Origin of the sequence: Crenothrix sp. (genome assembly GCF_043729335.1) — a bacterium.
Taxonomy (GTDB): domain Bacteria; phylum Pseudomonadota; class Gammaproteobacteria; order Methylococcales; family Methylomonadaceae; genus Crenothrix.
The window spans coordinates 1-8112 of record NZ_JAYTLQ010000047.1; the positions used below are offsets into that span (position 1 = coordinate 1).

8 protein-coding genes are annotated in these 8112 nt (G+C 45.0%); 3 read left to right on the plus strand and 5 right to left on the minus strand.

What is annotated here, in order from left to right; all coding sequences use genetic code 11:
* Nucleotides 1-176: 176 nt before the first annotated feature.
* From ACHZC4_RS10070 to ACHZC4_RS10085, 4 genes are read right to left on the minus strand one after another with little or no spacing between them, the layout of a single operon-like run.
* Entirely contained in the window at nt 177-503 is a 327-nt protein-coding gene (locus ACHZC4_RS10070; RefSeq protein ID WP_394753714.1) for a HesB/IscA family protein, read from the minus strand.
* Nucleotides 504-518: 15 nt separating this feature from the next.
* Complete coding sequence (locus ACHZC4_RS10075) at nt 519-1631, minus strand: cysteine desulfurase family protein (RefSeq protein WP_394753715.1); 1113 nt, start codon at nt 1629-1631, stop codon at nt 519-521.
* On the minus strand, nt 1628-2485 hold the full coding sequence (cysE, locus tag ACHZC4_RS10080; protein ID WP_394753716.1) for a serine O-acetyltransferase: 858 nt from the start codon (nt 2483-2485) through the stop codon (nt 1628-1630). Before cysE ends, ACHZC4_RS10075 begins: the two co-directional genes overlap by 4 nt.
* Entirely contained in the window at nt 2486-3214 is a 729-nt protein-coding gene (locus ACHZC4_RS10085) for an RNA methyltransferase (RefSeq protein ID WP_394753721.1), read from the minus strand. It abuts the gene before it with no gap.
* Nucleotides 3215-3302: 88 nt separating this feature from the next.
* On the opposite strand from ACHZC4_RS10085, the gene ACHZC4_RS10090 reads away from it, so the two are divergent.
* Both ACHZC4_RS10090 and ACHZC4_RS10095 read left to right on the plus strand, forming a co-directional pair.
* Nucleotides 3303-4097, plus strand: coding sequence for an inositol monophosphatase family protein (locus ACHZC4_RS10090; protein WP_394753717.1), 795 nt, complete (start codon nt 3303-3305; stop codon nt 4095-4097).
* A 543-nt stretch (nt 4098-4640) separates the two neighbouring features.
* On the plus strand, nt 4641-6203 hold the full coding sequence (locus ACHZC4_RS10095) for an FG-GAP-like repeat-containing protein (RefSeq protein ID WP_394753718.1): 1563 nt from the start codon (nt 4641-4643) through the stop codon (nt 6201-6203).
* A gap of 239 nt (nt 6204-6442) precedes the next feature.
* Here the strand turns inward: ACHZC4_RS10095 and ACHZC4_RS10100 are convergent, their stop codons facing one another.
* Nucleotides 6443-7042, minus strand: a complete 600-nt coding sequence (locus ACHZC4_RS10100; RefSeq protein WP_394753719.1) for a Uma2 family endonuclease — start codon at nt 7040-7042, stop codon at nt 6443-6445.
* Nucleotides 7043-7304: 262 nt separating this feature from the next.
* On the opposite strand from ACHZC4_RS10100, the gene ACHZC4_RS10105 reads away from it, so the two are divergent.
* The gene (locus ACHZC4_RS10105) at nt 7305-8108 is read left to right on the plus strand and encodes a DUF4347 domain-containing protein (protein WP_394753720.1); all 804 of its coding nucleotides are present in this window, start codon (nt 7305-7307) and stop codon (nt 8106-8108) included.
* Nucleotides 8109-8112: the final 4 nt, after the last annotated feature.

Sequence of the window (8112 nt, forward strand, 5' to 3'; positions counted from 1 at the left end):
CCTAGTACTCAGTCAATCTTATTTTGTCAGTCAGATATTTTAAAAAACCGTTCGTGGTGAGCTTGTCGAACCATGAACCACAAGTCCTTCGACAGGCTCAGATCCAGAATCAAGATATAAGGACGAACGGAGTATTTTATAGTACTCGACATTATAAAGCTGACTAAGTACTAGGTTTAGCTTACCGAAAAACTCACGCCACACCCACACGTACCCGTTACATTGGGGTTATCAAACTGAAAAGCTTCATTCAAGCCCTCTTTGCGGTAGTCGAGTTGAATGCCGTTAATCAAGTCCAGATCAGTCTGGCTGATGATGACTTTGACACCAAATTCCTCAAATACCACGTCGTTTTCGACTAGAGCATCTGAATAATCCAGTGTGTAGGCATAACCGGAGCAACCGTATTTTTTGGTGCCCAGTTTTAAGCCGAGGCCTTTGCCGCGCTTATCCAGTTGTTTTTTAATTTGGCGGGCGGCGTTTTCAGTTAACGATACGGACATGATGACCTCTTGACTTCAATAGGCTGGATTAACCAGCGACTTTAAAACAGTGATAAATTCTAGTAGTTCGGCTTCGGTATTGTTTAGCCCTAAGCTAATACGGATGGCGCTTTTGGCCAGATTAGCCTCAACTCCCATTGCCAACAATACAGGGCTAGGTGTGTTGCCACCACTGGCACAGGCCGATCCGCTAGATACCGCAATACTTTTTTGATCAAGCTTCATCAGCAACATTTCGCCATCCATGCCGTCAATGCCAAATTGCACCGTGTTAGGTAAGCGCTGGGCATGTTGTGCAAAAATGCTCAAGCCTGGAATGCCGAGTAGTGCGCTTTCCAGCAAGGTTGTTAAATTAGTTAGATGTTCGGTACGGGCAACAAGTTCCGCGCATGCCAGTTCTGCCGCCTTGCCGAAACCGACAATAGCGGCGACATTTTCAGTGCCAGCTCGGTAGTCTTGTTCTTGGCTACCGCCCCGCAACATGGGTGTGATCGTTGTACCTTTGGCAAATACCAGCGCACCACAACCTTTTGGTCCGTAAATTTTATGGCTGGACAATGACATTAACTGCACACCCAATTGCTCAAAATCGACCGGTATTTTGCCCAAGGCTTGCACGGCATCGGTATGCACGGTTGTACCAAGGGCATTGAATTGCTCAGCATAGCGGGCAACATCCTGGATTACGCCGGTTTCATTATTAGCCAGCATGATAGAAACAAAATCCGGTTTTTCGGCTATCGCCTTGTCGATAGCTGCTTGCGTAACCAAGCCATTATTATCAACCTCTATAATAGTAAGGTCATGGCCTTTTTGTTGCAAGTGTGCGGCAGGTTGGCTAACTGAAGGATGCTCGATAGCCGAGATAGCCAACTTGCCCAAAGGCGGTATAGACTGCAAGGCTAAATTATTGGCTTCAGTGCCACCACTGGTAAAGATAATTTGCGTTGGTTGTACGTTAATTAAGTTCGCGACTTGGCTACGTGCCGTATCAATCGCACTACGTACCAAGCGACCATGACGGTACAAGCTGGACGGGTTGCCATAAAACGCGCCCAAAAATGGCAGCATGGCTTCCAGCACCTTGGGATGTATCGGCGTGGTCGCGTTATGGTCTAGGTAGATCATGGTTGTGGTGTGTCCGCGTTAGCAGGATTATCTGGCGCGTAGTTGTCGGTCAGTTCACAGCCCTCTAATTTGCACATTGGTGTTTTTGGGCATTTGATGCCCGCCTCATTAATGGCTTTTTGCATGGATTCAATATGCTCATCCAAAACGTTGATATGATCCAGCATACGGTTAATGGCAAAGGCGACTGGATCAGGCATATCAGCGGTTGCGCCATAGGCATCAAAACCCATCTTGGAGGCGATTTTGGCACGTTCCGGATTTACAGTGTTTTGGGTAGGCGATTCTGCGTATTCGGAGTCGCCATTCAACCAGCCATATTGCGGTTTTTGGGTTTTGGTTTTGGAGTCGATAATATGGCCAGGAATGCCTACAACAGTAGCACCCGGCGGCACCGATTTTAAAATAACCGAATTGGAACCCACCCGTGCGCCTGCACCAATTTCAATAGGGCCTAGAATTTTAGCGCCCGCACCAACGACCACACCATTATGCAGGGTAGGGTGGCGCTTACCTTTATTCCAGGTCGTGCCACCCAAGGTAACGCCATGATATAAAGTGCAATCGTCACCGATAATGGCCGTTTCGCCTATGACCACGCCCATGCCGTGGTCGATAAAAAAGCGTCGGCCAATTTGTGCGCCCGGATGAATCTCAATACCGGTTAACCAGCGGCCAATGTGAGAAATAAAGCGCCCTAGCCATCTGAAATTGGCTTGCCAGCACAAATGACTGACACGGTGAATAAGTACCGCGTGAAAACCAGGGTAAGTGGTCACCACTTCCAGCACCGATTGCGCGGCAGGATCGCGTTCAAAAACGCAGGCAATATCTTCTTTTATTTGCTTAAACATTCAGTCGTTTCTCTTGTTGCCCTGGGACATCCTTAAAATACCTCGCAGTATGTCAAGTTCTTTGGTGTCTAGTTGCACGCGGTTATAAATCCGGCGCAAACGCCGCATAATGGATTGTGAGCTGTTGCCTTGCATAAAATTGATGTCGTACAGCGTTTGTAACAAATGCGTGTAAAACAATTCCATTTGCTCGGCGGTAGCCAACGGCATTTCACCTTTATCACCAATGGTGATGGATTGTTGGATGCCAGCAGCAACAAACAGTTCATAACACACAACTTGCACCGCTGCGCCAATATTTAACGAGCTGTATTCACTATTACAGGGGATGCGCAATAAGTACTGACATAAGTCCAGTTCGTGATTTTTCAAGCCGGAATTTTCCCGGCCAAATAAAATGGCGATCTTTTGGTCGGGGCTGCGGGTGACAAATTTTTCCGCGCATTCGCGGGGTGTAAGTTCTGGCCAGCTAATGGTGCGGCAACGCGCACTGGCACCAATGACGATTTGGCAATCGCTAATGGCTTCTTGTAAGGTTGAGCAGACAATAGCATTTGATAGCACATCATCCGCGCCAGAGGCTCTGGAAGTGGCATCGGCACTGGGAAATATTTTAGGAGCCACCAGCCAGAGATTGCTCATCTGCATATTTTTCATGGCACGGGCAACGGCACCGATATTGCCGGGATGAGTGGTTTCGACCAGAACAATTTTAATATGCGAGAGCAATGCGGTAACCAAAGTTTAAAAAGTCCTAAGTTTACCAAAAGATTTGGTATGCTATACGGTTTTCTGCGCTCATTACCAATCTAAATCTATGCAACCAATGCTCAATATTGCCGTTCGTGCCGCCAGAAGTGCGGGCGATCTGCTATTACGTTCTGCCGACAGTGTCAGCAACCTTCGTATCGACCAAAAAGGTAAAAATGATTACGCCAGCGAAGTCGATCGCATGGCAGAACGGGAAATTATCAACATTATCAGAGCGGCTTATCCTGATCACGCTATTTTGGCGGAAGAAAGTGGCCAACATCAAGGCAATGATTTTGTTTGGGTGATTGATCCTTTAGATGGTACGACTAATTTTTTACACGGTTTTCCGCAATATGCCGTATCCATCGCTTTAAAGCACAAAGGCCGTTTGGAAGTTGCGGTTATTTACGATCCGTTACGCGATGAATTGTTTACCGCTAAACGGGGTGGCGGTGCTACTTTAAATAATCGCCGTATTCGAGTGACCAATCAATCGACATTAAAAGGCGCACTGATTGGTACGGGTTTTCCCTTTAAAACCGCTACTCATCTTGATGCTTATCTGGGGATGTTCCGTGCTATTACGACTGATGCAGCCGGCATACGCAGGGCAGGGGCGGCGGCTTTAGATTTGGCGTATGTCGCTTGTGGCCGTTTGGATGGCTTTTGGGAAATCGGTACTATGGAATGGGATGTTGCTGCTGGCATTCTCTTAATAAAAGAAGCGGGTGGTGTGGTCACTGATTTCTCGTTTGGTGAAAATTATATGGAATCCGGTAATATTATTGCCGGTAATCCTAAAATGCATCATGTGATGTATCGGTTAATTGAACCTCATGTGACCGATAGTTTGAAATAAACTAAAAAATATTTTACATGTTGTAGTGTGTTTAAGCATGGCTTAATTTTACGTCCTTATACTAGCCTCACTGCCATTATTTTAAATGACTGAAAACTGGAAAGAGCCTTCAGCTGTCCTGTAATGGATGACTAGGGCTTGGTGGGCGGCTGAATTCATTTTTTATGTTATCACTCAGTTGATTTAATGGCAGCGTTTGTGAGTTAGGTTCTTTAAGGCAAGTGTAGTTTTTTGCCCTCGTGCGTTTCGTTGATGTATAGCCGAAATTGTTACGGGGGCTTTTTTTTGCCTAAATTTTACCTCACTGATCTGCTTGCTTAGTAAGAATCTTCAGTTCTTCACAAAATAACGTCATACGGGTTTGAATTGCGGATATTCGAGCTACCAGAATTAACTCAAGCCATGCTTGGCTTTTAATTTCGGCAGCCTTTTTTGAGGCAGGCTAGAAAGACGTCGTGTAAATGCTCCGCGCATGAGTTGAAGATTCTTATTAAACAGTTGCAACAATAAAAACAAGGTTCTGTTTAATTGGAGATTTAGTACATGCGTAAAATGATTCCCTCCCTTATTTTTTGTTCGGGCTTATTCTCGGCAATTATCATCCTTCCCTGCGCTGCGGCTAGCTTTGATAGAGGCCAAGATTTAGCGGTCGGCAATGGCTCTATTGCTGTTGCTGACGGTGATGTAAATAAAGATAAAATGATTGATTTGGTGGTTGCCAATGATAAAGACAATTCGGTTTCTGTTTTGCTGGGCAGTGGCAACGGCTATTTTCAAGCGCCTAAGAAAATGGCGGTCGGAAAAACTCCGCAGGCCATTCGCACTACTGATACCAATGCCGATGGCAAGCCAGATTTAATCACGGCCAATTACGGCAGCAACAGTGTTTCGGTATTAATGGGCTTGGGTAACGGCAAGTTTAAACCAGCTATAAACTATCCGGCTGGCAGTACACCTTTTGATGTTAACGTTGCTGATTTTAACGCGGATAAGATTCCCGATTTGGCGGTAGCCAACTATACAACCAATAAGATTTGCCTGCTTATGGGAAAAGGGAATGGCAGCTTTAAAGCACCTGTATCCATAGCGGTAGGCAGTAAGCCCAGTGTTGTGGGCATGGGTGATTTTAATAAAGACGGTCGTGCAGACTTAGTGGTTGCCAATTATGGCAGTCAATCGGTTACGGTATTGCTGGGTAATGGCGCCGGAAATTTTTCGTCTAAAAAAACGTTTAAAGTTGGATCAGGGCCGGTTGCTACCGTCATAAAAGACTTTAATAAAGATTCTAAACTGGATATTGCGGTTGCTAATTTTCAAAGCAATTCGGTTTCTGTATTACTCGGTAAAGGTAATGGGGCATTTCTGGCCGCTCGCCATTTTAATGTGGGTACGGGGCCTATCTCGGTTATGGCCGCCGATTTTAATAAAGATGCGTTACCCGACTTGGTGGTGGCTAATTTTCAGGGTGACACTATTTCGTTTTTGCAGGGTAAAGCTGGGGGTAATTTTATGAACCAGAAAGCCTTTGATACCGGCAAGGCACCTGCATCTATTTCTGTACGTGATTTTGACGGTGATAAGCAACTGGATATTGCTACCGCTAATTATTTAGATAATAGTGTGTCGTTGTTGTTTGGTACGACCACCACAGGTATTAATCCTCCCGTTAATCTACCGAACAATCCACCTGTTAATCCACCGGTAGATAATCAACCGCCCGCCACTGATATTACCGGTATAGAACAAAGTGTCCACCAAAAAATTAATGCTTTCCGTGCAAGCAAAGGTTTACCGGCATTAACGTTTAATAGCACGATAGCTAATGTGGCGCGTGGGCATAGTGAAAATATGGCCACTGGTAAAGTAGGTTTTGGGCATGATGGTTTTAACCAACGCGCAACAGTTATAGCCCAGAGCATCCCTAATGGCGGTGCTGCTGAAAATGTGGCCTGGAATGGTTATGCTGATTCTGCGGGTGCGGCTGTTGATGGCTGGCTTAAAAGTCCCGGGCATCTTGCCAATATTGTCGGCGGTTATAAATTGACGGGTATTGGTGTTGCCAAAGACAGCAATGGCCGTGTTTATTTAACACAAATTTTCTGGTAATAATTTTTGGCTATTCACTAAGGCCAGTTTCTACCTGAATCTACGACAAAATGTTGGGTTGATGGTTTTTCTCAGCCCAACATGATCAAATCATTGCACATGTTGGGTTCAAAAAGTAGGGTGGGCAAGCTTTTTGTGCCCACCTGCAACAGTACGGGAATGTAACAAGGTGGGCACAAAAGCCTGCCACCCTACCCGATTTCCATTAACTTAATGAGAGATGTTGGGTCGCCAAACAACTATACTTCAGGCTGCGGCTGCCTATATTCATTCATATCGCTGTTATCAACGCGGTCATAAATGGCTTCAACACTGAGCGTCAACCCAATAGGGTCAAAGGTTACTGAATCCCCCAGAAAATAATATTCTGATTGCCAATGATTGCGCCGACGAAGAATCTGTACCTCAACACAATCTTGTTCTATCAGCACATATTCCTGTAAAGACGGCAGGTTAATGTATTGCACCAGCTTGGTGGTCAGGTCATGTTTTTTGGTGGATTTTGATAACACTTCAACAATGATCACCGGCGCTTTAGTGAAATAGTCATCGCCAGAAGGCTGGCTGCAATCTACGACAACATCGGGATAAAAGTAATTTTGTCCGGCTTTAACTTTGGTATCCGCTGCAAAAGCCTCGCACGGCTTACCTTTTAGGTGATTCCCAAAGTCACGAAGAACATTAGCGCTTATCCGTGAATGATTATTGCTTGCCCCACCCATTGCATAAACACGTCCATCAATATATTCCCGTTTAACCTCAGAACTTAGTTCACTGGTCAAGTAATCGGTTTCGCTCATATAAACGCTTTCGGTGTCTAATTTTGTGTGTAAGGCCATTATGTTGTCTCCCATAAATCGGTTATCTGAATTGTACAGCGATTTCAATTTAGAGTGGCTAGAGATTGGAAATTGTTGTGTTTAGAGCTATTCTTCAAATAAATACTTTACATTCCATTTATGTCTTCATCGATTGTTGGATGCTTTAAAGCCAAAAAACGTCACAAAGTGACATTTATTTTTTAATTACTCTAGTAATTTTGTTGCGCTGATCTACATTTGGTTTATCCGTTTCACAATAGACTACTAAACCGATAAGCCGATGAAAAAAAATTCTAGCCGCCAGTCAAAAGTTAACAAAAAATCAACTTCTTCATTACGTTTAGCGCTGGAAAGTCGGCTATTATTTGACGGGGCGCTAGTAGCCACCGCCAACGACGCTATCCACGACAGTATCGTGCAAAAAGACAGCGTGCCGGATGTCAGTCGTCAGTCTGATTTTAACTTTGAAACACTAGGGCTAGATAAAGATCCCACCGAGCAAAAATCGGGTTCGGAAAAATCCAGTTTACTTAATTATGCCGCTCAGGCAATAACCCAGCCTTTGGATAATTCAGAGACGTTGATTATTGTTGATCCACGTTCGGATGAAGGCATGTCTTTGTTGGCCAAGCCGCCGGTTGGTAGTCGTCTGGTTGTTTTAGATACGATGGAAGATGGCTTTCAGCAAGTGGCCAATGCCGTGGGTGGATGGCATGAAGTTGAAAATCTACATATTGTGCCCTGGATAGAAAACGGTGAACAGTGGTTAGGTAACACGCCGTTAGCGGCGGTATCTACGCATTCGGTTGCTAATAGCATGGCAGACTGGGGTGATGGTCTAGCCGACAATGCGCATGTTGTTTTTCATGGTGAGCATATCGCTAAAGAAAGCCAATTGTTATCACAGGTTAATGTGATGACGGGTGCGCAAAGCAGCTGGATGCGTGATGTGACTATTCAAGATCGTGTGGTTGACGTTGATAGTGTGACGGGTAGTCCCTACAAATCAATGCAGGTTGATTTTTATCAATGGGTTACCAAAATAGGTGCCACAAACAGGAATCTCCAAGTCAATGCCTCCTGAGTTA

What these genes read in the sequence shown, in the direction of transcription:
- ACHZC4_RS10075 (WP_394753715.1), bottom strand. Translation starts at nt 1,631, where the DNA reads ATGATCTACCTAGACCATAACGCGACCACGCCGATACATCCCAAGGTG.
- ACHZC4_RS10100 (WP_394753719.1), bottom strand. Translation starts at nt 7,042, where the DNA reads ATGGCCTTACACACAAAATTAGACACCGAAAGCGTTTATATGAGCGAA.
- ACHZC4_RS10070 (WP_394753714.1), bottom strand. Translation starts at nt 503, where the DNA reads ATGTCCGTATCGTTAACTGAAAACGCCGCCCGCCAAATTAAAAAACAA.
- ACHZC4_RS10090 (WP_394753717.1), top strand. Translation starts at nt 3,303, where the DNA reads ATGCAACCAATGCTCAATATTGCCGTTCGTGCCGCCAGAAGTGCGGGC.
- ACHZC4_RS10105 (WP_394753720.1), top strand. Translation starts at nt 7,305, where the DNA reads ATGAAAAAAAATTCTAGCCGCCAGTCAAAAGTTAACAAAAAATCAACT.
- cysE (WP_394753716.1), bottom strand. Translation starts at nt 2,485, where the DNA reads ATGTTTAAGCAAATAAAAGAAGATATTGCCTGCGTTTTTGAACGCGAT.
- ACHZC4_RS10095 (WP_394753718.1), top strand. Translation starts at nt 4,641, where the DNA reads ATGCGTAAAATGATTCCCTCCCTTATTTTTTGTTCGGGCTTATTCTCG.